A 21,798-nucleotide genomic window follows, 5' to 3' on the forward strand; every position below is an offset into this window, starting at 1 on the left:
GTCAGTAGCTCCTGAGCGACCCTCCCCGGTTTCCCTTTGTTGATGGGTGATGGCCAGATAGCAAGGGGGGAGCCGGTTAACCGGCTCCCCCCTTGGTTGTCATGGTAATCGATTAACCGCGCCAGGCTGCGGTGAGGCGCACCAGCTCCACCAGGGTGGCGACCGATTTCTCCATGGATTGCAGCGGGATGAACTCGTGCTTGCCGTGGAAGTTGTGGCCACCGGTGAAGAGGTTGGGGCAGGGCAGGCCCATAAAGGAGAGGCGGGCGCCGTCGGTACCGCCGCGAATGGGCTTGATTTTCGACACCACGTCGGCGGCTTCCATGGCGGCCTTGGCCAGCTCGACGATATGCATGTGCGGCTCAATCTGGCTGCGCATGTTGCGATAGCTGTCGGCCAGGGTTAGCTCGATGCGGGCCTTCGGATATTCGGCCTGTAGGGCGGCCACCCGGCTCTGCATCTCGGCCTTGCGTGCGGCGAAGTGCTCGTCGTCGAAGTCACGGATGATGTAGTGCAGGGTGCTCTCCTCCACGGTGCCGCTCATCTGGGCCAGATGGAAGAAGCCCTCATACCCTTCGGTGCACTCCGGGGTCTGCTCGGCAGGCATGGCGGCGTGGAAGCGGGCGGCCAGGGTCTGGCTGTTGATCATGCTGCCCTTGGCGGTGCCGGGGTGGACGTTATTGCCGATAAAACGCACCGTGGCGCTGGCGGCGTTGAAGTTTTCATACTCCAGCTCGCCCAGTTCGCCGCCATCCACGGTATAGGCCCACCTGGCCGGGAATCTCTCCAGCGGGAACAGGTTGGCGCCACGGCCAATCTCTTCATCCGGGGTAAAGCCGACCCAGATATCGCCGCGCGGGATCTCGGGGTGGGCCTGCAGGTGGTCGATGGCAGTGAGGATCTCGGCGATACCCGCCTTGTCGTCGGCGCCAAGCAAGGTGGTGCCGTCGGTGGTGATGAGGTCCTGACCCAGATAGTTTTTCAGGAAGCGGTAGTCACGGATGGCGAGCACCTCGTCACCCTTGCCAAGGCAGATGTCGCCGCCCTGATAGTTTTCGATGATTTGCGGTACTACGTGCTCCGCCTCGTAGTCGGCGGTGTCCATGTGGGCAATCAGGCCGATAGCGGGGGCGTCCGGCTGGTTGCCCGGCAGGCAGCCGGTGAGGTAGCCGTGTTCATCCAGGGTGACCTGGCTCAGCCCCAGCGCCTTCATCTCTTCTTGCAGGGCACGGGCAAAGATCAGTTGGCCTTCGCTGCTGGGGCAGGCTGGATTGGTCTCATCGGAGCGGGTATGAAAAGTTACGTAACGCAGAAAACGCTCAAGCAGGGTATCCATTAGTCAGCCTCTAACCGATTGTGAGCGGTCATTGTGGCCAATCCGTGCGGGGTACTCATTGCGTCAGCGCAGGTTTTTCCCATTTTTTGACGCAAGGGAAGAGCGGCGAATGTGCGGCGCGCGGGGCAACGTCCGGGAGGGAGATCGCATAAATGTGGCATTTATTGCGATATTTAGGCGCTGGCGGTGGCGGCCAAATTCCCCTCAGCCACCGCACAGCAAGGCGTCAGCCCAACCATGGCGTTTTCGCACACTTTTCAAGGGGAAACCGGGCTGTCGCATAACCTGCGCCATCCCAGAGCCTGCCTGCCCGCCAGCAAGATTTGATCGACTTATTAAAAGGGGATTTTGAACACTATTTTTTATTGTCACTGCCCGCGGTAAGTGTGTACACTCCGCGCCGATCCAAGGGCAACCCTGAAGCAGGCAGAGCCGCCAGAAACCCGACCGATCATACGCCTATAGGGCGAGGCACGCAGAAACGACAGACACTGCTGGGGAATGGTTTCTTTAATACCGGTTAGGCTCCGGTATCAGGGAGAACAACAGACTCTCATCCTTCATTTGACCGAGTGGGCCACCGGCTCATCATCTTCCCTTGTCATGGGCGGTCACTGACGGTGAGGTGGGCTGTGGTTGTTGTCGTCTATCAACACGCATGCGTGCTGGCGCCTTCGCTTCTCTTCCTTGGAACCCTCTCCTTCTGTCGGGATCGCTGCCGAATGATGAACTGACGGCGTGGCTGATGTCGTCTGTCATCAAAGTACCGCGGCGCTACGGCATAGTGGCACCGCATACCGTTGAGCTTGATGTAAAGCCACCAGCCCCACATCAAGACTCGTTACTTCCCCAAGATCCACCAGGCAGCCTCTGGCTTGCCGCGATGTGCAAAGCGTTGGTTTGGGTGGCTGCGTCTCGTGATGGCAGCGCTCGCCGTACTCTGCACTAGATGGTCTGGATGTGATTGAGGGTAACGAAGGCGACTTTGGGTCGCTCATTTGCGAGGCATAGCCCATGACTAACTGGTCCAGCAAGGACTCCTTGAAGGTCTACAACGTTCCCTACTGGGGTGCGGGTTTTTTCAATATCAATGACGCCGGTCATGTGACCGTCGCCCCCGACAAATCACGCCCTGACGCGCATATCGTGCTCTCTGACGCCATCGAACAGTTGCGTCAGTCCGGGCTGACCACCCCCGTGTTGCTACGCTTCCCCGACATTCTCAAGAGTCGGGTCGATGCGCTGTTCAACGCCTTTGGTCAGGCCATCGAGAAGTCTGGCTATGAAGGGGACTACCTCTGCGTTTACCCGATCAAGGTAAACCAGCAGCGTCGTGTCATCGAGACCATCAGCCAGTCCTACAGCGACAAGCCCCGGCTTGGCCTGGAAGCTGGTTCCAAACCGGAACTGCTGGCCGTGCTGTCCCATCACCATGAGCAAGGCTCGGTGATCGTCTGCAACGGTTACAAAGACCGCGAATATATCCGCCACGCCCTCTTGGGCAACCTGATGGGCCACAAGGTCTACATCGTGGTGGAGAAGCCCTCCGAACTGGAGATGGTGCTGGACGAGTCAGCTCGTCTCAATATCAAGCCCAACATCGGGGTGCGTGCCAAGCTCGCTTCCACCGGCTCCGGCATGTGGGAATCGAGCGGCGGCTCCATGTCCAAATTTGGTCTCTCCGCCTCCCAGATCCTGGCGCTGATCGAGCGTCTGCGCGGGCTGGGCAAGCTGGATTGCCTGCAACTGCTGCACTTCCATCTGGGCTCCCAGATCGCCAATATCCGCGATATTCAGGGTGGCATCCGCGAGTGCGGCCGTTTCTACGCTGAACTGCGTCGCCTCGGTGCCAACATCGAAGTCGTGGACGTCGGTGGCGGCCTGGGTGTGGACTACGAGGGAACCCGTTCCCAGAGCCACTGCTCCGCCAACTACAGCCTCTCCGAGTACGCCAACAACGTGGTATGGGGCATCGGCGATGTCTGCCGCGAGTTCGACCTGCCGCACCCGACCATCATCAGCGAGTCTGGCCGTGCCCTGACCGCTCACCACGCCGTGCTGGTTACCAATATCATTGGTGCGGAAGGGGTGGAGATGAACGACATCAGCGCGCCGGACGAAGATGCACCGACCATTCTGCAGAACATGTGGAAAGGCTGGCTGGATCTGCGCAGCGAAGATCCCTCCCTGCTGGAGATCTTCCATGACTCGGTGGCAGATCTGGGTGACGTGAATACCCAGTACACCATGGGCCTCTTGAACCTTGAACAGCGTGCCTGGGCCGAGATGCTGCACCAGAACACCTGTCTGGCGCTCAAAGAGATGCTCAACCCGGTCAACCGCAACCACCGTGCGCTGGCTGACGAGCTGAGTGAAAAGCTGGCGGACAAGTGCTTTGCCAACTTCTCCCTGTTCCAGTCCCTGCCGGATGCCTGGGGTATCGGTCAGGTATTCCCGGTGATGCCGCTGGCTGGCCTCGATCGTCCGCTTAGCCGTCGCGGTATCCTGATGGATATCACCTGTGACTCCGACGGTCAGGTCGAGCACTATGTCGACGGTCTGGGGGTCGAGAGCACCCTGCCGATGCCGGTCTACGGCGAGAACGAAGAGTGCCACGTCGGCTTCTTCCTGGTCGGTGCCTACCAGGAGATCCTGGGGGATCTGCACAACCTGTTCGGTGATACCCACTGCGCGGAAGTGTGGCTGGACGAAGAGGGCAAGATGGACATTCGCAACGTGGTGCGTGGCGACACTGTCGACCAGCTGCTGCGTTACGTCAACATCGACCCGTCCGTGATCCGCGAAAACTACCAGCGGATCGCCGCTCACCCGGCGCTGGACGATGCCACTCGCAAAGCCCTGCTCGACGAGCTGGAGCTGGGCCTGCAAGGCTACGCCTATCTGGAAGACGAATAAGCTTTCTGTTTGCCCCTCGCTTTTGAGGGAAAATCAAAAACGGCGCCTGCGGGCGCCGTTTTTGTTACCGGGGGCCATCCGGCGATATGACGGTGTGCTCGGTCCATCTTCATTTGGATAACCTATGATGGCTCGGGGCATCCGCAAGCCACAGATCTGGCAGATATCTATCCCTTTCAGCCGCTTCCATTGATCTGCATCAAGCTTGAACCTCGGTGGTTATTTTACGGTCAGGAGTGATGTTGATGGGATGTAACAAAAGGATGTGCATATGGAACTGAAAAGGGACCCGAGATGCTATACCGACGTCTGTATCGACGGTAAGTGGTATCACTACGACCACTGCAGCACCAATGTCTACATGCTGATGGGAGGCGCCGCGCCGAGCCTTCAGCTGGCCTATGAGCCGAGCAGCGAAGAGGAGCTAATCGAGATGCTCCAGCAGCTGGGGCGCTTCTGACTCACCGAATTGATGTCTTGCCATATGGCCATCGGGCACGTTGCCACGATGGCCACGACTCTTTACCGTTGTACCTAATCTCGACGGGTTTTATTGCCTAATAGCCCCTTGCCTAGCTCCAGCATGGCTACGGCCGCAGCGTAGCTGCTATCGGACTTGCCTATCTCATCGGCCACATAGAGGAAGTTGGAGCGATACTTCTCCACCGCCTCGCGCGGGTTAGCTGCGTCGATAAAATCCTCTTCCACCTCGAACCCCTGCGTCAGCAGCGCCGCTTTCTCGGGCAGGAGGGTGGGGGAGGCCATGTCGATAAAAGTGTACTGCTGCCGGTTGGAGGCCGGGATAGAGAAAAATTGGTACTTCGCCATTTGCGATACCTCGCCTGAACGGTTGTGTCGTGATGCGAGCTTCCTCTCGCCGAACTCTTGTCGAACTGCCTCTCGGGCGTCGAACTGATCCCCGGGCCTGTGGCTGGCAAAAAGGTAACGTTCGAATCTTATTGTGGCTGAAGATTACTCCGCTTTATCCTCATCGCACAATGGGTAGTCGATACTTTTTTCGCCAAGAAAAACAATGCTGCCTGATCGTCTGAATTTGCAAAAAACCAGCCCCGGTAGGGGCTGGCGATGGAGTGGGGGGCGGTGGCTGGCTCAGAGCACGAAGCTCTGTACCATGGCGCGCAGCTGTTCGGTGAGCTGGTGGATCTGGCGGGCTGCATCGCGGGCGGCGTTGGCCACTTGCAGCGCCTCGTCGCTGCCATCCGAGATGCGCACCACGTTGCGTTCGATCTCGTTGACCACGGCGCCCTGCTGCTCGATAGCGCTGGCGATGATGGCGTTGGTATCGACCATTCGATCCACCTTCTCGGTGATGGCGCCGAAAGCCTGTTTTGCCTCCTGCGCCAACCCGACCCCCTCCTGTGCTTCATGACTGGCCGCCGACATGGCGGTGACCGAGGCGCGGGCGCCGGATTGCAGCTGTTCAATCATCTGCTGGATCTCGACGGTAGCCCCCTGGGTGCGGTTGGCAAGAGATCGCACCTCGTCGGCCACCACCGCAAAGCCGCGACCCTGCTCACCGGCCCGGGCCGCTTCGATGGCAGCGTTGAGGGCCAGCAGGTTGGTCTGTTCGGCGATGCCACGGATCACGCTGATGACGCCGCCAATCTGGCTGCACTGCTGTTCCAGTTGACCAATGCTCTCGGCGGTGCGCAGCACTTCGCGGTTGATATGGTCGATGGCCTTGATGGTGCGCTCCACCACATCCTCGCCCTGACCGACCACGTTCTGCGCCTCCTGGGTCATGCGGGCGGCTTGCAGGGCGTTGCCCGCCATGTCTTGTGAAGTGGCGGCCAGCTCCTTGATGGCGGTGGCGACCTGATGGGTCTCCCCTTGCTGATCGGCAATGACCTCCTGTGAGCGGCAGGTGCGCGCTTCGATCTCGGTGGCGCTCTCCACCACGGTGACGCCATTTTCACGCACTTGCAGCATCAGGGTGCGCAGGGTCTCCAGGGTCACGTTGTAATCCCGGCTGATGGCGGCCAGCTCGTCCTGACCGACGATCTCGATATGCTGGCTAAGATCCTGGGCGTTGACCCGGGCGGCAATATCACGCACCCGCCCCACGGTTTCGCGCAGGGAGAGATAGGCGCCGATCATCAGGTAGAGGTAGAGCAGCAAGCTGACGGTCAGCGGCGCGGTGACCCACCAGAAGTGGCGCTGGTTGGCGGCCAGCCGCTGATGCAGATCGGCCTCCAGCCGCTGGCGTACCTGGCCTGCCAGCGCGGTGATAGCCTCGTCCATCTTATCCCCCAGCGCCTGTACCTCCTTGGTGGAGAGTTGCACCAGCTGATCCTTCATCATCTTGTTTTCCATGGTCTCGACCCCCTGACGCACCAGCTGTATCAGAGCATCGGTCTGCTGACCCAGCTCGGCGCGGTAGGCCGGTTCAATCTGGTAGAGCAGGGTCAGATCGGCCTCCAGCTCCTGCATGGTGGCGCTGATAAGGTCGAGACGAAAACGCAGGCCGCTGTAGCCCTCTGCCTGAAACAGGCCGAAATCGGCGATGGTGGCGGCGCGATCCCGCACCTGGGCCAGCAAGTCGCGCAGCTGCGGCAACCGCTCGCTGGCGAGGATTACCATGTAGTAGGTACCGAGCGACGGATCCTGGATCAGGCTGCTACTGGCGGTAATGTGCTTGTAGAGGTGGCGCACCTCGGTCAGCAGCTTGTCGTGGCGCAAGTTGCTCTGCTCCACTTCCAGCTTGCCCGCTTCACTCTGCAGGGCGGCCCAGCCCTGCTGGATCACCTCAAAGGAGGGGTTGTTCTGGCGGGTGTCGGCAAAGGCTTGCAGGCTCTGATCAACTGCTTGTGCGGCTGCCTTGACCTGATCATCACCGACCGGATCCACCTCATGGGCGTGACGGGTCACCAGATTGCGATGGGTGAGCAGGGCTTGCTCGATAGCGGGCACGGGGGCGAGATTGGCCACTCCCGCCAGCTCGCGGTTGGCCTGCGCGTTGTCATCCTGCAGCCGCCCCAGCAGATTGGCCATGCTGTAGGCCAGTGGCAGCAGCATCAGGCAGGACCAGAGCAGGAATTTATATTTGAAGGAGAGCTGATTGCCCAGCCGGATGGCGGGGTTGAAAATCCATTTCATGTTAAGCCTCGATACCTGAGTGCGGGCGTGAGTCGTGTTGCCTGAATAGTACTCCGAGCGGCCTCCCTTGGGTGATGGCCGGTTGCAAGTTGTGATCCCCTTGGCTTTTTGCCCCGCGGGGTGACTTGGCAGCCGCAGCGACAGAGAGGCGGGTTGCGCCAATAAAAAACGGGCCACCCGAAGGTGACCCGCGGTCGATAAGGGGACACCGATCAGTTGAACGCCAGGAAGGGCGAGACACAGAGCAGCAGGCCGGTGACGATGATGATGTAGAGGGAGGTGCCCTTGTACTTGTGCAGCGCCGGTACCTGATAGACCAGATAGGCCGGGATGAGGCAACCCACCATGCCGAAGATGGGGCTGCAGATGGAGGTGAAGCTCAGTACCGGTGCGTTGAGCACGATGGCACCCCAGGAGAGCATGACGGTAAACACCATGATCCCTTTGCCTACCAATCCTTTGTTGATGCGGTTTTCCGGCAGCACCCGGCGCAACAGGTTCATCGCCAGACCCTGACAGGCTTCACGGAAACCGAGGTAAACGCCGAAGTAGGCGGTCATTACCGCAAAGATGTTGAGGGTGAGGCTCAGGAGCTTGAGGGTCTGGCCGGGCATCCCCTGGGCTACCATGGCCAGCGCGGAGATGTTCTCTTCAGAGGCTTTGACCGCCTGATCGTGGCCCATGGCCAGAGTGAAGGAGACCGCGTAGAAGAACACCACCACAAACAGGATGCCGAAGGCGATATTCATGGCGCGCATCGCCTTGAAGCGGGCCACTTCCAGCGACTTTTCCCGCGAGCGGTAGGAGATCACCATGGGGCTCAGGCTTTGAATAAAGAGGATGGAGGTGAGAGTGAAGGGGAGCATGATGATGGCATCCTTCATCCAGTCACCGGCAGCGGGCATGGCGGTGATGTTGGCCGCATCCCACTTGTCCACCATCATCAGGCCGAGCACGGCCACCACGCTGATCTTGGTCAGCACCATAAAGGTGGAGATCTTGAACAGCAGGTTCTCGCCGCGCGAGGCCAGCGCCACCAGACCGCAGATCAGCACCAGACCGTAGAGCGGGTTTTCGGAGAGCAGGCCGTCGGTGACGCCGAAGCTCTGCAGGAAGGAGGCGCTGTCATTGGTGATGGCGGTGGAGTAGACGAAGACCCAGATCACCAGCATCACGAAGTAGAGCGCGCCGAGCAGCACACCCCAGTTCTTGCCGAGGTAGCCGGTGATGACGCTGGGGTAATCCTTGCACTCCGGCGAGGTGGCCAGGGTGTTGATAAAGAGGCGCTGGAACATGTACATGGCGGGGTAGCCGATCACCGCCGAGAGCAGAAAGACCCACAAGCCCATCAGACCCACCTGTACCGGCAGGAAGACGATCCCTGCGCCGATGGCCATGCCGATGCTCATGATGATCCAGCCCCAGTCGGTGCTGTCGAAGCGAACCGCTTCTTTCCATTCCAGCGTGCCCATCACGGGGCTGGCGAGTGTAGTGCTATGCGCGTCCATTAAAACCTTCTTTTTTGTAGGGATGTGGGAAAGCGGCGCAAATATAGTTGAATGAAACTGTCATAAACAATGCCCATAAGAGTACTTTTGTTCAAATCAGGATGGTGATCACGGTTTATATTGAGGCCGAAAGGTGCCTTTAAACGCCATTTTTGTATCTTTTTGTTGAATGGATAAAATAAAAAGCAAATAATGTTGAACGGAATGAGATTCATGATTGCAAAAAAAATTGCACAAACAGGAGTGGCTATATGAAACGCATCATCACAGCAGCAGCGGCACCTGACGCTATCGGTCCCTACAGCCACGGCACTGCCTATGGCGACCTTATCTTTACCTCCGGTCAGTTGCCGGTCTGCAAGCAGCAGGGTGGTGTGGTGGAAGGGGGGATTGCCGCCCAGACCCGCCAGTCACTGGAAAACCTGAAATCCGTGCTGGAAGCCGCTGGCGGCTCGCTGGATACCGTGCTCAAAACCACCTGCTACCTCGCCGAGATCAGCGATTTTGCCGCGTTCAACGAGGTCTATAAAGCCTATTTCCAGAAAGATTGTCCGGCGCGCAGCTGCTTCGCAGTGAAGGATCTGCCGATGGGCGTCAAGGTTGAAGTGGAAGCGATCGCCCATATCGCTCGTTAATGCTGATAAAAAGGTTCAAGTGATGAAACAAGCGTGGCAGCAGTATCTGCAGATTATTCAACAGGTTGTCAAACCAGCGCTGGGTTGTACCGAGCCAATCGCCGCCGCTTATGCCGCGGCTGTCGCCGCTCGGCAACTGGGGGGGGAGCCCGGTCGCCTCGAGGTTGCGGTGTCGGACAACCTCTATAAAAACTCGATGGGTGTCTATGTGCCGGGCACCGGCAAGATCGGTCTGGCCATTGCAGCCGCGGCCGGTGCCATCGGCGGCAACGCCGATGCCGGGCTGGAGGTGCTGGCCGCGATCCAGCCAGAACAGGTGGAGCGTGCCCAGCAGCTGATCGATGCTGGCAAGGTGCAGGTGAGCCGCACCGCCGCCCCCGAGTTTATCTTCTGCCGCGTGACCGTTTATGGCACTGATGACAAGGGTGAAGAGCACAGCGCCGAAGTGACCCTCTGCGGCGGTCATACCCGCATCGTCGAGCAGCGCCGCGATGGTGAAGTGACCTTCACCGCCGATCAGAGCCAGGGCGGCGCCACCGGTTCCATCTGCGATGGCGTCGATATCAGCATCGCCGCCATCTACGAGTTCGCTACCCAGGTGGAGTTCGAGCAGATCCGGTTCATCCTCAAAGCCTCCGAGCTTAACGGCAAGCTCTCTGCCGAGGGGATGAATAACCCCTATGGCCTGGAGATTGGCCGCACCATGCAGCAGAACATCAATGCCGGTCTTATCGGCGAGGATGTGATGAACCGCATCGTGATGATGACGGCGGCCGCCTCCGATGCCCGCATGGGGGGCGCGACCCTGCCAGCCATGAGCAACTTCGGCAGCGGCAACCAGGGCATTGCCGCCACCATTCCGGTGATGGTGATTGCCGAGCGCTTTGCGGCCAGCGAAGAGCAGCTGGCTCGCGCCCTCATCATGAGCCATCTGGGCGCCATCTATATCAAATCCCACTATCCGCCGCTGTCGGCCTTCTGTGGCAATACCGTGACCAGCGCGGCCGCCTCCATGGCCATGGTCTATCTGGCGGGCGGCAGCTTCGAGCAATCCTGCTTCGCCATCCAGAACGTGCTGAGCGACAGTGCCGGCATGGTGTGCGACGGGGCGAAAGCCTCCTGCGCCATGAAGGTGAGTACCTCCTCTGGCGCGGCGGTGCGCGGCTTCCTGATGGCTCTCAACAGCCACTCGGTGTCGGGGCAGGGGATCGTCGCCGGCGACGTGGATCAGACCATCCGCAACGTCGGCCAGATGGTGAAGGAGGGCATGTCTGCCACAGACAGCACCATTATTGATATCATGTCCGCCTGATGTCCCTGTCGGTTGCTGCCCGGCGCCTATTGTCCGGCAGCAACCCTTGCAAGAAGGTCCCATTGTGAAGCTGCAAGAGTTGAGTCCGAGCGATTTTGAGATCCTCAAGTCGATGGAGAACATAGTGGATGGCATCGCCGCCATGTATGGCCAGCACACCGAAGTGCTGCTCCACAGTCTGGATGCGCGCAATCCCTCGATCGTCAAGATTGCCAACGGCCATATCACCGGCCGCAGTGTCGGCGCCCCCATCACCAACCTGGCGATGATGAAGCTCAAGAGCGGGCAGGATATCTCCAGCCCCTACATGACCAAGTGCGCCACCGGCAAGACCCTGCGCTCCATCACCACCGTGATCCGCAACGGGGAGCACAGGGCCATCGGGTTGCTCTGCATCAACAGCGACATGGATGCCCCGTTGCAATCCGTGCTACGGACCATGATGCCGGAGTGCATGCATCCCCACGAGAGCCATGCCACCCCGGAGGTGTTTGCCCGCAACATCGACGAAGCGCTCAACAGCACCATCGACACCGTCAGTGCCGAGGTGCGTGGCAACGAGGCGGTGCCTCCGTCCCAGAAGACACGGGTCATCGTCAATCAGCTGCACGACATGGGGATCTTCGAGCTTAAAGACAGTGCCCAGATTGCGGCGCGCCAGCTCGGGATCTCGGTCCACTCCATCTACCGCTATCTGCGGGAGATCAAGAAGGGCTGAGTCGATACACTCTGGCCAAATTGGCAGCAAACGGGTCAGCCTTGACCCGTTTTTTACGCCCGCTTTAGCCTCTCTGTTTGGGCCATCCTTCGGGCTCATCTGCTATCATCTTCCCCCTTTATTTTTCTATCTCTCTGAACATGCTGGAGAAATCATGTCTCGACTCATCTATCTGCTGCGCCACGGCCAGACCCGCTTCAATGCCGAGCAGCGTCTGCAGGGGCGTTGCAACTCCGAGCTGACCGACAAGGGCGAGGCGCAAGCCATCGCCATGGGGCGGCGGCTTGCTGGCGAACTGGCGGAACCCGCCCGCTGGACCGTCTATGCCAGCCCGCTCGGCCGTGCTCGCCAGACTGCGCTGCTGGTGTGCGAGCAGCTGGGGTTGGCGGCAGAGCGTATCGTCTGGGACGACCGGTTAATGGAGCTGGGGATGGGGGAGTGGGAGAGCTGCCAGATACCGGCGCTGCGTCTTGCCCACCCCGAGCTCGATACCGGCAAAGGGGACTGGTATCTGCAGGCACCGGGGGCCGAGAGCTCCGAGAGCATTCAGCGCCGGGCACACCAGTGGTTGCAGGATCCTGCCATCGCCGAGCGGGCCATCGTCATCTCCCACGGCCTGCTCGGTGCCATGCTGCGTGGCGTCTATGCCGATCTCGACTATGAGGCGACCTGGTCACAGGAGTTGCCGCAAGATGCCTTCTATAAGCTGCAGGATGGTCACGTCACCCGCATTGCTTGCTAGTTTCGTGGACGTTGCCGCCATCAGTGCATGGACGATGCAGGCTGCAACACGCTACGGATTTTGCTTTGCGAAGATTAGACATCAACGAAATGATGAATAGACTAAAAAGCGCACTATCAATAAGGACATTAGTCCTTCTCCTGCGGTGATGTGTTTAAGGTCTGGTTTTGCGAACAGGTTGCAACTTGCATTGCACTATGGTGCACAGACCGCGCTTTTTTAATGAGGTAAGCGGGTGATTGTATTGAAATGAGTGGTCGCGTGATGCTTGGTGTATCAATTGCATATTAAACGACCAGTGGCCTGAGTATGAGGACGACACCATGAAAGGGATCTCGGTTCGTAGCAAATTATTGATGCTGGTTGTGGTACCGCTGTTTTGTATGATTTTGCTGTGCACTCTCTCCCTTTGGGGGATGCGCCTGATGAATCAGGCTGCCCATCAGGTGAATGAAGAGGAGGTGCAGCAGTTATCCGAACTGAAGCTGATTTCAGACTTGTATGCGGTCAGTGTCGTTGATGCGATCAATAAAGCGCATGTTGGATTAATCACCCGTGAAGAGGCAAAACGTTCCGTTACTGAAGCGCAGTTAAAAGCCGCAACGGAATGGAAGCGTTACATGGCCCAGAAGATGTCTGCGGAAGAGCGGGCGATAGCGGAGTCTGCCCAGGTATTGATGAACAAAGCCGACATTACACTGGATGGTATTCAGAGTGATCTTTCATTAAAAGCTCCTCTTGATAAGGCAATTCATCAGTTATACAGCACGGTTGATCCTTTTAATGAGGAGCTGGGCAAGCTGGTTGAACTCCAGCTGAGATTTGCAGATGAACATGTTGGTACCTTGGAAAGTCTGGCCGTTGATTTTTCATTTGCCTTCCTCTCCATTACCGGGATTGCCTTGTTCGCTTTATCCGTGCTGGGGATCTGGATTTTTCGCGGGATCAGTCAACCGCTCACCGCTTTGCGCAGAGCGCTTTACAAATTGCAGCATGAGCAGGATTTGACCGTCACCGTCCCTGTTATTCGGGAAGATGAATTGGGGCAAGTCGCACGGGCGCTGAATGATATGGTTAGCCATTTCCGCAGATTGATTGGCGAAATGGATGACGTGGCCGAACAGTTATCGACAGGCGCCGATGCACTGAACGAGCTGGGGCTAACCAGTGCTGAACAAATGGCCCAGCAGCGTCTGGAGACAGATCAGAGCGCTGCGGCGATGAATGAGATGAGCGCAACGGTTAACGAAATCGCCCAGAATACAAATAGTGCCGCAATTGCCGCCCGTCAGGCTGAAAACAAGGCAGAAGAGGGGCAAGCGGTTGTCAAGGAGACCATTGGGAATATGGCTCTGCTCTCTGGTCAATTACAAAATACATCCACTGTGCTGCAAAACCTGGCTATCGAGAGCAATAACATTACTCAGGTGATGGGGGTTATTCGCTCGATTGCCGAACAAACCAATTTATTGGCACTGAATGCGGCAATTGAAGCCGCCAGAGCGGGTGAGCAGGGGCGTGGCTTCGCTGTTGTGGCTGATGAAGTCCGGGTACTTGCTCAGCGCACCCAAAACTCTACCGGAGAAATCCAGAACACCGTCAATCGCCTGCAACAGAATGCAACTATGGCTGTTGATAGTATGAATATCGGATTATCTGAAGTGGAGAAGACGAATACCCTGATGCTGACCTGCGGCGTCTCTTTGGAAGAAATTGTGAGTGCGGTGGATGATCTGAATAATCTCAATGTGCAGGTCGCTGCTGCAGCCGAAGAGCAAAGCAAAGTCACCGAAGAGATGACGCGCAGCATGGTCAATATTGCCGATATCGCAGTACATACCTCGGACTCGGCAGCCCATGTATCGGCCAAGTGTCAGCGTCTTGATGAGATGGCCAAGTCAATGAGAACACAGATTAATCATTTTAAATGGCGCTCACATGCCGCTTGATATAATTCGATGACATTACCCCCAGGCCCCGAGAGTTCGGGGCCTTTTTGTATCATGTTGGTCGTACTGCACCTGCGTTGAAACATGTCATCGGTTTCCATAGATATGGGGAGATTCATTACCGGACTGATGAAGTGAGGCTTTCCGAAAAATTGTGCATTTTTGACGGCAGCCGTCACCCTGAATGGCCATTTTTGCCGCAGTTCAACACATCAGAGCACCTTATCGCGGCAAGATGAGGTATCTTATGCCCCGATTTCATCCATTAAACGGATCCGAGACCCCATATGATCATCAAACCCAAGGTTCGCGGCTTTATCTGCACCACCACTCATCCGGTCGGTTGTGAAGCCAATGTTCGTCGCCAGATCGCTTATACCAAGGCCAAGGGCACCATCGAGAATGGTCCCAAGAAGGTGCTGGTGATCGGCGCTTCCACCGGTTATGGCCTGGCCTCCCGGATTGCGGCTGCCTTCGGTAGCGGCGCCGCCACCCTCGGCGTCTTCTTTGAAAAAGCGGGCACCGAGTCCAAGACCGGTACCGCTGGCTGGTACAACTCTGCCGCCTTCGACAAGGCAGCCAAAGAGGCGGGCCTCTACGCCAAGAGCGTCAACGGCGATGCCTTCTCCAGCGAGTGCCGCGCCAAGGTGATTGAGCTTATCAAGCAGGATCTGGGTCAAATCGATCTGGTGGTCTACTCCCTGGCCTCTCCGGTGCGCAAGATGCCGGAAACCGGCGAAGTGGTGCGCTCTGCCCTGAAACCGATCGGTGAGGTCTACACCACCACCGCCATCGATACCAACAAGGATCAGATCATCACCGCCACCGTCGAGCCGGCGAACGAGGAAGAGATCCAGAACACCATCACCGTCATGGGCGGTCAGGATTGGGAGCTGTGGATGGCTGCCCTGCGCGATGCCGGCGTGCTGGCTGACGGCGCCAAGTCCGTGGCCTACTCCTACATCGGTACCGATCTGACCTGGCCAATCTACTGGCACGGCACCCTGGGCCGCGCCAAGGAAGATCTGGACCGCGCCGCTGCCGCCATCCGTGGCGATCTGGCTGCCAAGGGCGGCACCGCTCACGTGGCCGTGCTCAAATCCGTAGTGACTCAAGCCTCCTCTGCCATTCCGGTGATGCCGCTCTACATCTCCATGGCCTTCAAGATCATGAAGGAGAAGGGCATTCACGAGGGCTGTATGGAGCAGGTGGATCGCATGATGCGCACCCGTCTCTACGCGTCCGACATGGCGCTGGACGAGCAGGCTCGCATCCGCATGGATGACTGGGAACTGCGTGAAGATGTGCAGCAGACCTGCCGCGACTTGTGGCCATCCATCACCAGCGAGAATCTCTCCGAACTGACCGATTACACCGGTTACAAGCAGGAGTTCCTGCGCCTGTTCGGTTTCGGTCTGGACGAGGTCGATTACGATGCGGATGTAAATCCGGACGTGAAATTCGACGTGGTCGAGCTCTGAGTCTGACTCAAGTGAAAACAGGGCCCCGCGGGGCCCTGTTTTTTTGGCAAAAATCCCGCTAATTTGCGGAATTTTATTATCAGCGATCACCTTTTCCCCATATCAAACCCGCTAGTCTTGCGCTGATCGGATCACAGACGGCATTGCCGAGGAACGGAAGCTATGACCACTCCAAACGAGGCGCCCAAGAAGCGCCAACTTCCCACTGTCTATACCCTGCTTTTTATTATCATCGCCCTGATGGCCGCCCTCACCTGGGTGCTGCCAGCGGGCAAATATGACTATGTCACCGCCAAGACCCAGCAGCCGGTGGCGGCAGCGGCCGTGGCCGATTACAGCGGCGACGAGCGGCTGTTGCCTGTACCCGGCAGCTACACCGAGTTACCCGCCCACCCGCAAGGGGTATTCGAGGTGCTCAAGGCCCCCATTCAGGGCTTTCACAAGGCGGCCGACGTAGCGCTGTTCGTGCTCATCATCGGTGGTTTTCTCGCGGTGACCATGCAAAGCGGTGCGCTCGATGCCGGGGTGGGGGCCATTGTGCGCGGCTTTGCCGGCCGTGAGCGGCTGCTAATTCCTGTGTTGATCGCCCTGTTTGCCCTCGGCGGCTCCACTTTCGGCATGGCGGAGGAGACGGTGGCCTTCTGGGCGCTGATCGTGCCGGTGATGATGGCGGCGGGCTTTGATCGCATGGTGGCGGCGGGGATTATCCTGCTTGGCTCCGGGGTCGGGGTGCTTGCCTCCACCGTCAACCCGTTTGCCACCGGCATTGCCTCCGGTTTTGCCGGTATCCCCATCGGCGAAGGGATCGGTTTGCGGGTCATCCAGTGGCTGCTGCTGGTGATCTTCGCCTCCTGGTTCGTGATGCGCTACGCCAAGCAGGTGCAGCAGGACAAGTCCCGCTCCGTGCTGGCCGACATCGTCTATGACGACGAGTTCTCCCAGATGAAGAGCGGCAACCTCGCCTTCACCGGCAAGCAGAAGCTCACCATGCTGGTCTTCTTTGGCACCTTCCTGCTGATGATCTATGCGGTGGTGCCCTGGTCCGATTTGGGGATCGACGTGCTGCCCACCTTTGGCTGGTGGTTTGACGAGCTATCCACCCTGTTCTTCAGCGCCTCCATTCTGATCGCGCTAATCAACCGGATGCCGGAATCCAACTATGTGGCCACCTTCCTGAGCGGCGCTCGGGATCTTATCGGGGTGGCGCTGGTGGTGGCGGTGGCGCGCGGCATCTATGTGGTGATGGAGCAGGGTGTCATCATCGACACCATTTTGCACTGGGCCGAAGGGCTGGTGACCGGACTCTCCTCATCGGTCTTCATCCTGATGGCCTATCTGGTGCACATCATCCTGAGCTTCTTCATCCCCTCCACCTCGGGGCTGGCGACCGTCTCCATGCCGCTGATGGGGCCGCTGGCGGACTTCTCCGGTATCTCCCGGGATCTGGTGATCACCGCCTATCAGTCCGCCTCCGGCTGGATCAACCTGTTCGCCCCCACTGCCGCCCATCTGGTGGCCGGTCTGGCGCTCGCCAAGATCCCCTATGATCGCTTCGTACGCTGGGTGCTGCCCTTTATCATCGGCGTGGCCCTCATCACCATGGCGGTACTGGTGGCCGGTGCCCTGCTGCACGGCTGATGGTGCGGATAGAAAACGACAGATGACAAAAAGGCTCCCGCGGGAGCCTTTTTCATGAGCCTTGCTTACTGCTTGTAGCCCTTGAGGAAGCGGGCGAGGCGGCCGATGGCATCCTCCAGCTCCTCTTCGCGGGGCAGGAACACCAGCCGGAAGTGATCCGGCGCCGGCCAGTTGAAACCGGTGCCCTGTACCAGCAGCAGCTTCTCCTGCTGCAGCAGGTCGAACACCATCTTCTGATCGTCGCGTATGTCATACACCTTGGGGTCGAGGCGCGGGAACATGTAGAGCGCCCCCTTGGGTTTGACGCAGGAGACCCCGGGGATCTCGTTCAAGAGCTCCCACGCCTTGTCCCGCTGCTTGCGCAGGCGACCGCCCGGCAGGATCAGCTCGTTGATGCTCTGATAGCCACCAAGGGCTGTCTGGATAGCGTGCTGCATCGGCACATTGGCACACAGCCGCATGGAGGCCAGCATCTCCAGCCCTTCAATGTAACCGCGAGCACGGCCTTTGGGGCCGGTGATGACCATCCAGCCCTGACGGAAGCCGCAGGCGCGGTAGGCCTTGGAGAGGCCGTTGAAGGTCACCACCATCACATCGTCGCACAGGGTGCAGACGCTGGTGTGGGAGATATCGTCGTAGAGGATCTTGTCGTAGATCTCGTCGGCGAAGATGATGAGATTGTGCTGGCGGGCAATCTCGATCACTTCCAGCAGGAACTCGCTGCCGTAGACGGCACCGGTCGGATTGTTGGGGTTGATCAGTACCAGGCCGCGGGTGCGCGGGGTAATGCGGGCGCGGATATCGTCGAGATCCGGGTACCAGTCAGCTCCTTCGTCGCAGCGATAGTGCACCGCATGGCCACCGGAGAGAGTGACGGCGGCGGTCCAGAGCGGGTAGTCGGGGGAGGGTACCAGCATCTCGTCGCCATTGTTGAGCAGCGCCTGCATCGCCATCACGATCAGCTCGCTGGCGCCATTGCCAATGTAGATGTCGTCGATATCGACCTTGCGCATCCCTTTTTGCTGGTAGTACTGCATCACCGCTTTACGGGCAGAGAAGAGCCCCTTGGAGTCGCAGTAGCCCTGGCTCAGCGGCATGTTGAGGATGACATCCTTGATAATCTCTTCCGGCGCATCAAAGCCGAACGGGGCCGGGTTGCCGATGTTGAGCTTGAGAATGCGGTGGCCTTCGTCTTCGAGACGGCGAGCCTCTTTATGCACCGGGCCGCGGATGTCATAGCAGACATCGTCGAGCTTGTGCGACTTGTCGATTGTGAACATGGTGAGTGTGATTCCTTCCCCACAGGGACGCGTTGGCGAAAAAGGCGATTTTTAGTATCAAATTTCTTTTCCCCTATTCTTCACAGAATTGAATGCTAGAACAATCCTCTTTTTAGAAGAATTCCCTGATTTTTAGCCCTGAAACAGGGTTGCTAGAACGTTAAATTCAGCACGATCTTTGGTGCTAACCAAGGTTAACTAGTGAAACATGGGGAACGAATTAACAATGCTGCCTGACTGTGTTGCAATATCCGGATCCTGTGGCACGATTGGCTTGTGTAAAAAATCGTCTTCGTCCCCCTTTTCGATGAGTTGAATGGTACCCATGGTGTCATCTTTATGTGGTTCGCTCATCGGTGTTCACTTCTACGAGGTTTTCCCATGCAAGCACCCGTTCCAGGCCGCTATCGCCACTTCAAGGGGGGTTACTATCAAGTGCTTGCCTTGGCTCTGCATACCGAAACCCAGGAGCAGCTGGTCATTTATCAATCCGAGCAGGATGGTCAGGTTTATGCCCGACCCGTCGCCATGTTTATGGAGTGGATTGAGCATCAGGGGCAGGTTGTCAGCCGTTTTGCCCCTGCAGGAGACTGACCACGCCTCCGTTTTTATCGTTCAAGGGATGAGCACTCGAGCTAAACGGTGTCACAAGTTGTCGTATGACGCCCTTGGGTATGAGATGTGCAGCCAGCTGTCTTAATGATAAATCCCTTATCTAATCAACTGATTGTGACGAACATCACATTCAGTGAGCTCTGCCTGCAGGGTTCGCAATCTGGACTCACACTCCCATAATGCTGCGCTTGTTCAAGCATGGGCCCTTCTCGGGTCTTGTTCTGTGTTATCTCAAATGGGAGAAATAATGTGAAACCTGTTGCTGCTGAGTTTATGGGCACTTTCTGGCTGGTATTGGGCGGGTGCGGCAGTGCCGTGCTGGCTGCAGCTTTCCCTCACGTCGGGATTGGTCTGTTGGGGGTCTCGCTGGCTTTCGGTCTGACCGTGCTGACCATGGCGTTTGCCATCGGCCATATCTCCGGTTGCCACCTCAATCCGGCCGTGACTGTCGGCTTGTGGGCGGGTGGTCGTTTTCCGGCATCCGGTGTACTGCCTTATATCGTGGCGCAAGTGCTGGGTGGCATTGCCGCTGCTGCCGTGCTTTACGTGATTGCCAGCGGTCAGGCCGGGTTTGATCTCTCTGCCGGTTTTGCTTCCAACGGCTACGGTGAGCACTCTCCGGGTGGTTACAGTCTGACTGCCGCACTGGTGTGCGAAATGGTGATGACCGGTTTCTTCCTGTTTGTCATCATGGGGGCCACCGATAGCCGTGCGCCTGCCGGTTTCGCGCCGATCGCCATCGGTCTGTGCCTGACCCTGATCCACCTCATCAGCATTCCGGTGACCAATACCTCGGTCAACCCGGCTCGCAGTACCGGTGTTGCGCTGTTTGTCGGTGACTGGGCTATCAGCCAGCTGTGGCTGTTCTGGGTTGCCCCGATTGTCGGTGCCATTCTGGGTGCGCTGGCTTATCGCCTGGTGGCGACTGAGCAGAAGTAATCATTTGCGAAACAAAGTGTGGTATCGACACGCCTGCGGGCGTGTTTTTTGTTTCTGGAGGGGCGAGAAAAGAGCATTAACCGAGGCTAACCTCAGAGCCCTTTGGCCTGCAGCATCTCTTTGTAGCGCAGGTGGAGGAGCTGGACGCGCTCCACATAGGCACGGGTTTCCGCATAGGGCGGGATACCGCCATGTTTTTGTACGGCGCCCGCGCCGGCGTTGTAGGCCGCGGTCGCCAGCGCCACGTTGCCGTCATACTGCTTGAGCAGTCCCGCCAGGTATTTCACCCCGCCGAAGATATTCTGCTCCGCCAGCAAGGCATTGCCGACCCCCAACTCCCGCGCCGTGGCGGGCATCAGCTGGGTCAGCCCCATCGCCCCCTTGCGGGAGACCGCCAGCGGATTGAAAGCGGATTCAGCATGGATCAGCGCCCGGATCAGCGCAGGCTCAACCTGATAGGTTTTGGCGGCCGCCTTGATGGTGCTGGCATAGTCATAGAGAAACAGCCCTGTGGTCTGCCAGTTGACGCTGGATTTGGGGTCGCAGGCGAAGCAGTCGTTGAACAGCAGCAGCTCGTAATGGCCCTGTTCGGGCGCCATGTCGGAGTAGCGAACCACCCCGTTTTGTTGCACCGATTTATAGACCTGGATCTGCTTCTTGCCGTTGGTGGCGACTGCCGCTGTTTGAGCGGTGTCGGGTTGTGAGGCGGGAGTGGCATCTTTGCTCGGACGCAAGGGGGAGGGCGCGGCGGTCAGGAAGATCACCTCCGCGGGAGGGGGAGTCTGGCTCCATCCGCTCAGGGGGATCAACAACATATGGCCTGCCAGCATCCATGCTTTCAACCCTAATACTCCTTCTTGTGATGACCATGTTGAGTAAAGCATCATGACGAGGGCAGAACAAGCGGCCAACAGGGGGCAAATGATCCGATTCGGTGACCGGGATCAAAGTCTCCGCCGCAATAAAGGATTGTCATCATAAAGCACGGTTTTGGCCGTCAGGCGGTGGGTCATGGCCTCTTCCACCGGGTAAGCAAGCTGCCCACGACGTCCGCTTTTTTGTTGACGAAAGGCATGCTATCGTGCTGGCGTCATGTGGTCGGATTAGCGCACCGTATCTGGCACTAATAACTGATTATCAAAGGATTTGTCTGTGACAAGCAAGCTGGCGATGGAACTCACTTTCGAAGAGTACTGCGACGCCGACCTCTCCCTTATCAGGGACTATTACGAGACGACGTTTTCCCACTATGTGCCGGATCTGGCCGAGCGGATCTTTGTCGTGCGTGATGCTCACTGGCTGGTGGGGGCGGTTCGGTTGCGGGACGAGGAGGAGTTTTACCATCTGTGCGGCTTTCGCCTGTTGCCCCACTACCAGTCGCTGGGATTGGGGTCACGGCTGCTGCAGCACGCCTGTCACGGTCTGTTGGACAAACCTGTGGTCTGTCAGGCGCTGCCCTTCGAGAAGCCTTTCTATCTCAAGGCCGGGTTTGCCGATATGCCCCTCAATCAATTGAGCGGGTCGCTCTTCTCCCTCTACGAGCGGCAGCAGCAGCAGGGTTATCAGGTGGAGCTGTTGGTACGGGATACCACCCAGCCCCTCCTGAATTGAG

Annotated in this window: 18 protein-coding genes; 12 read left to right on the forward strand and 6 right to left on the reverse strand. The window is 58.3% G+C overall.

The genetic code is table 11. The annotated features are described in order from the left end of the window. Positions 1-112: 112 nt before the first annotated feature. Positions 113-1,336 (reverse strand): peptidase T, encoded by a 1,224-nt coding sequence (gene pepT / locus ACTG19_RS20335; protein WP_113739146.1) that lies wholly within the window; start codon positions 1,334-1,336, stop codon positions 113-115. Positions 1,337-2,350: 1,014 nt separating this feature from the next. Here pepT and speA point away from each other — a divergent pair. Then, positions 2,351-4,252, forward strand: a complete 1,902-nt coding sequence (gene speA / locus ACTG19_RS20340; RefSeq protein ID WP_005344160.1) for a biosynthetic arginine decarboxylase — start codon at positions 2,351-2,353, stop codon at positions 4,250-4,252. Between the two features lie 271 nt (positions 4,253-4,523). Then, a complete protein-coding gene (locus ACTG19_RS20345) occupies positions 4,524-4,712 on the forward strand; it encodes a hypothetical protein (protein WP_005334402.1) in 189 nt (62 codons plus the stop codon). 74 nt (positions 4,713-4,786) lie between these two features. Here ACTG19_RS20345 and ACTG19_RS20350 read toward each other — a convergent pair whose 3' ends face one another. The 3 genes from ACTG19_RS20350 to ACTG19_RS20360 form a co-directional block, all read right to left on the reverse strand. After that, positions 4,787-5,080 (reverse strand): hypothetical protein, encoded by a 294-nt coding sequence (locus tag ACTG19_RS20350; RefSeq protein ID WP_162628361.1) that lies wholly within the window; start codon positions 5,078-5,080, stop codon positions 4,787-4,789. A 282-nt stretch (positions 5,081-5,362) separates the two neighbouring features. Further along, on the reverse strand, positions 5,363-7,369 hold the full coding sequence (locus ACTG19_RS20355) for a methyl-accepting chemotaxis protein (protein ID WP_439989509.1): 2,007 nt from the start codon (positions 7,367-7,369) through the stop codon (positions 5,363-5,365). Positions 7,370-7,581: 212 nt separating this feature from the next. Next, the gene (locus ACTG19_RS20360; RefSeq protein WP_021229327.1) at positions 7,582-8,877 is read right to left on the reverse strand and encodes an amino acid permease; all 1,296 of its coding nucleotides are present in this window, start codon (positions 8,875-8,877) and stop codon (positions 7,582-7,584) included. A 251-nt stretch (positions 8,878-9,128) separates the two neighbouring features. On the opposite strand from ACTG19_RS20360, the gene ACTG19_RS20365 reads away from it, so the two are divergent. From ACTG19_RS20365 to ACTG19_RS20395, 7 genes are all read left to right on the forward strand, one after another. Then, a complete protein-coding gene (locus ACTG19_RS20365; protein ID WP_005344164.1) occupies positions 9,129-9,512 on the forward strand; it encodes a Rid family detoxifying hydrolase in 384 nt (127 codons plus the stop codon). Positions 9,513-9,534: 22 nt separating this feature from the next. Then, entirely contained in the window at positions 9,535-10,824 is a 1,290-nt protein-coding gene (locus ACTG19_RS20370; RefSeq protein WP_439989510.1) for an L-cysteine desulfidase family protein, read from the forward strand. A gap of 64 nt (positions 10,825-10,888) precedes the next feature. Next, the gene (locus tag ACTG19_RS20375; protein WP_005334376.1) at positions 10,889-11,542 is read left to right on the forward strand and encodes a helix-turn-helix transcriptional regulator; all 654 of its coding nucleotides are present in this window, start codon (positions 10,889-10,891) and stop codon (positions 11,540-11,542) included. A gap of 154 nt (positions 11,543-11,696) precedes the next feature. Next, positions 11,697-12,284 carry a histidine phosphatase family protein gene (locus ACTG19_RS20380; protein WP_201989076.1) on the forward strand — a complete coding sequence of 196 codons (588 nt, stop codon included), beginning with the start codon at positions 11,697-11,699 and terminating at the stop codon, positions 12,282-12,284. A gap of 323 nt (positions 12,285-12,607) precedes the next feature. Beyond that, positions 12,608-14,233 (forward strand): methyl-accepting chemotaxis protein, encoded by a 1,626-nt coding sequence (locus tag ACTG19_RS20385; protein WP_019445953.1) that lies wholly within the window; start codon positions 12,608-12,610, stop codon positions 14,231-14,233. 287 nt (positions 14,234-14,520) lie between these two features. Next, the gene (gene fabV / locus ACTG19_RS20390; protein ID WP_113739152.1) at positions 14,521-15,714 is read left to right on the forward strand and encodes an enoyl-ACP reductase FabV; all 1,194 of its coding nucleotides are present in this window, start codon (positions 14,521-14,523) and stop codon (positions 15,712-15,714) included. 162 nt (positions 15,715-15,876) lie between these two features. Beyond that, complete coding sequence (locus tag ACTG19_RS20395) at positions 15,877-17,352, forward strand: YfcC family protein (protein ID WP_005334369.1); 1,476 nt, start codon at positions 15,877-15,879, stop codon at positions 17,350-17,352. 65 nt (positions 17,353-17,417) lie between these two features. On the opposite strand, the gene ACTG19_RS20400 is transcribed toward ACTG19_RS20395, so the two are convergent. Further along, entirely contained in the window at positions 17,418-18,632 is a 1,215-nt protein-coding gene (locus ACTG19_RS20400; protein ID WP_005334367.1) for a pyridoxal phosphate-dependent aminotransferase, read from the reverse strand. Positions 18,633-19,013: 381 nt separating this feature from the next. On the opposite strand from ACTG19_RS20400, the gene ACTG19_RS20405 reads away from it, so the two are divergent. Both ACTG19_RS20405 and aqpZ read left to right on the forward strand, forming a co-directional pair. After that, on the forward strand, positions 19,014-19,226 hold the full coding sequence (locus ACTG19_RS20405) for a DUF1653 domain-containing protein (RefSeq protein ID WP_005334366.1): 213 nt from the start codon (positions 19,014-19,016) through the stop codon (positions 19,224-19,226). A gap of 270 nt (positions 19,227-19,496) precedes the next feature. Continuing rightward, positions 19,497-20,186 (forward strand): aquaporin Z, encoded by a 690-nt coding sequence (aqpZ, locus tag ACTG19_RS20410; protein WP_019445956.1) that lies wholly within the window; start codon positions 19,497-19,499, stop codon positions 20,184-20,186. A 92-nt stretch (positions 20,187-20,278) separates the two neighbouring features. On the opposite strand, the gene ACTG19_RS20415 is transcribed toward aqpZ, so the two are convergent. After that, the gene (locus ACTG19_RS20415) at positions 20,279-21,028 is read right to left on the reverse strand and encodes a lytic transglycosylase domain-containing protein (protein ID WP_371166730.1); all 750 of its coding nucleotides are present in this window, start codon (positions 21,026-21,028) and stop codon (positions 20,279-20,281) included. Positions 21,029-21,356: 328 nt separating this feature from the next. Between ACTG19_RS20415 and ACTG19_RS20420 the strand changes: the two genes are divergently transcribed. Continuing rightward, positions 21,357-21,797, forward strand: a complete 441-nt coding sequence (locus ACTG19_RS20420) for a GNAT family N-acetyltransferase (protein WP_041980377.1) — start codon at positions 21,357-21,359, stop codon at positions 21,795-21,797. The last annotated feature ends 1 nt before the right edge of the window (position 21,798 follow it).

It is taken from the genome of Aeromonas sp. 3P, from assembly GCF_051919745.1.
Lineage (GTDB): Bacteria > Pseudomonadota > Gammaproteobacteria > Enterobacterales > Aeromonadaceae > Aeromonas > Aeromonas veronii.

Coding starts and splice junctions, on each gene's coding strand:
- ACTG19_RS20365 (WP_005344164.1), top strand. CDS start 9,129: ATGAAACGCATCATCACAGCAGCAGCGGCACCTGACGCTATCGGTCCC.
- ACTG19_RS20370 (WP_439989510.1), top strand. CDS start 9,535: ATGAAACAAGCGTGGCAGCAGTATCTGCAGATTATTCAACAGGTTGTC.
- ACTG19_RS20360 (WP_021229327.1), bottom strand. CDS start 8,877: ATGGACGCGCATAGCACTACACTCGCCAGCCCCGTGATGGGCACGCTG.
- ACTG19_RS20400 (WP_005334367.1), bottom strand. CDS start 18,632: ATGTTCACAATCGACAAGTCGCACAAGCTCGACGATGTCTGCTATGAC.
- ACTG19_RS20420 (WP_041980377.1), top strand. CDS start 21,357: ATGGAACTCACTTTCGAAGAGTACTGCGACGCCGACCTCTCCCTTATC.
- ACTG19_RS20395 (WP_005334369.1), top strand. CDS start 15,877: ATGACCACTCCAAACGAGGCGCCCAAGAAGCGCCAACTTCCCACTGTC.
- ACTG19_RS20385 (WP_019445953.1), top strand. CDS start 12,608: ATGAAAGGGATCTCGGTTCGTAGCAAATTATTGATGCTGGTTGTGGTA.
- speA (WP_005344160.1), top strand. CDS start 2,351: ATGACTAACTGGTCCAGCAAGGACTCCTTGAAGGTCTACAACGTTCCC.
- ACTG19_RS20355 (WP_439989509.1), bottom strand. CDS start 7,369: ATGAAATGGATTTTCAACCCCGCCATCCGGCTGGGCAATCAGCTCTCC.
- ACTG19_RS20380 (WP_201989076.1), top strand. CDS start 11,697: ATGTCTCGACTCATCTATCTGCTGCGCCACGGCCAGACCCGCTTCAAT.
- ACTG19_RS20405 (WP_005334366.1), top strand. CDS start 19,014: ATGCAAGCACCCGTTCCAGGCCGCTATCGCCACTTCAAGGGGGGTTAC.
- fabV (WP_113739152.1), top strand. CDS start 14,521: ATGATCATCAAACCCAAGGTTCGCGGCTTTATCTGCACCACCACTCAT.
- ACTG19_RS20350 (WP_162628361.1), bottom strand. CDS start 5,080: ATGGCGAAGTACCAATTTTTCTCTATCCCGGCCTCCAACCGGCAGCAG.
- ACTG19_RS20345 (WP_005334402.1), top strand. CDS start 4,524: ATGGAACTGAAAAGGGACCCGAGATGCTATACCGACGTCTGTATCGAC.
- pepT (WP_113739146.1), bottom strand. CDS start 1,336: ATGGATACCCTGCTTGAGCGTTTTCTGCGTTACGTAACTTTTCATACC.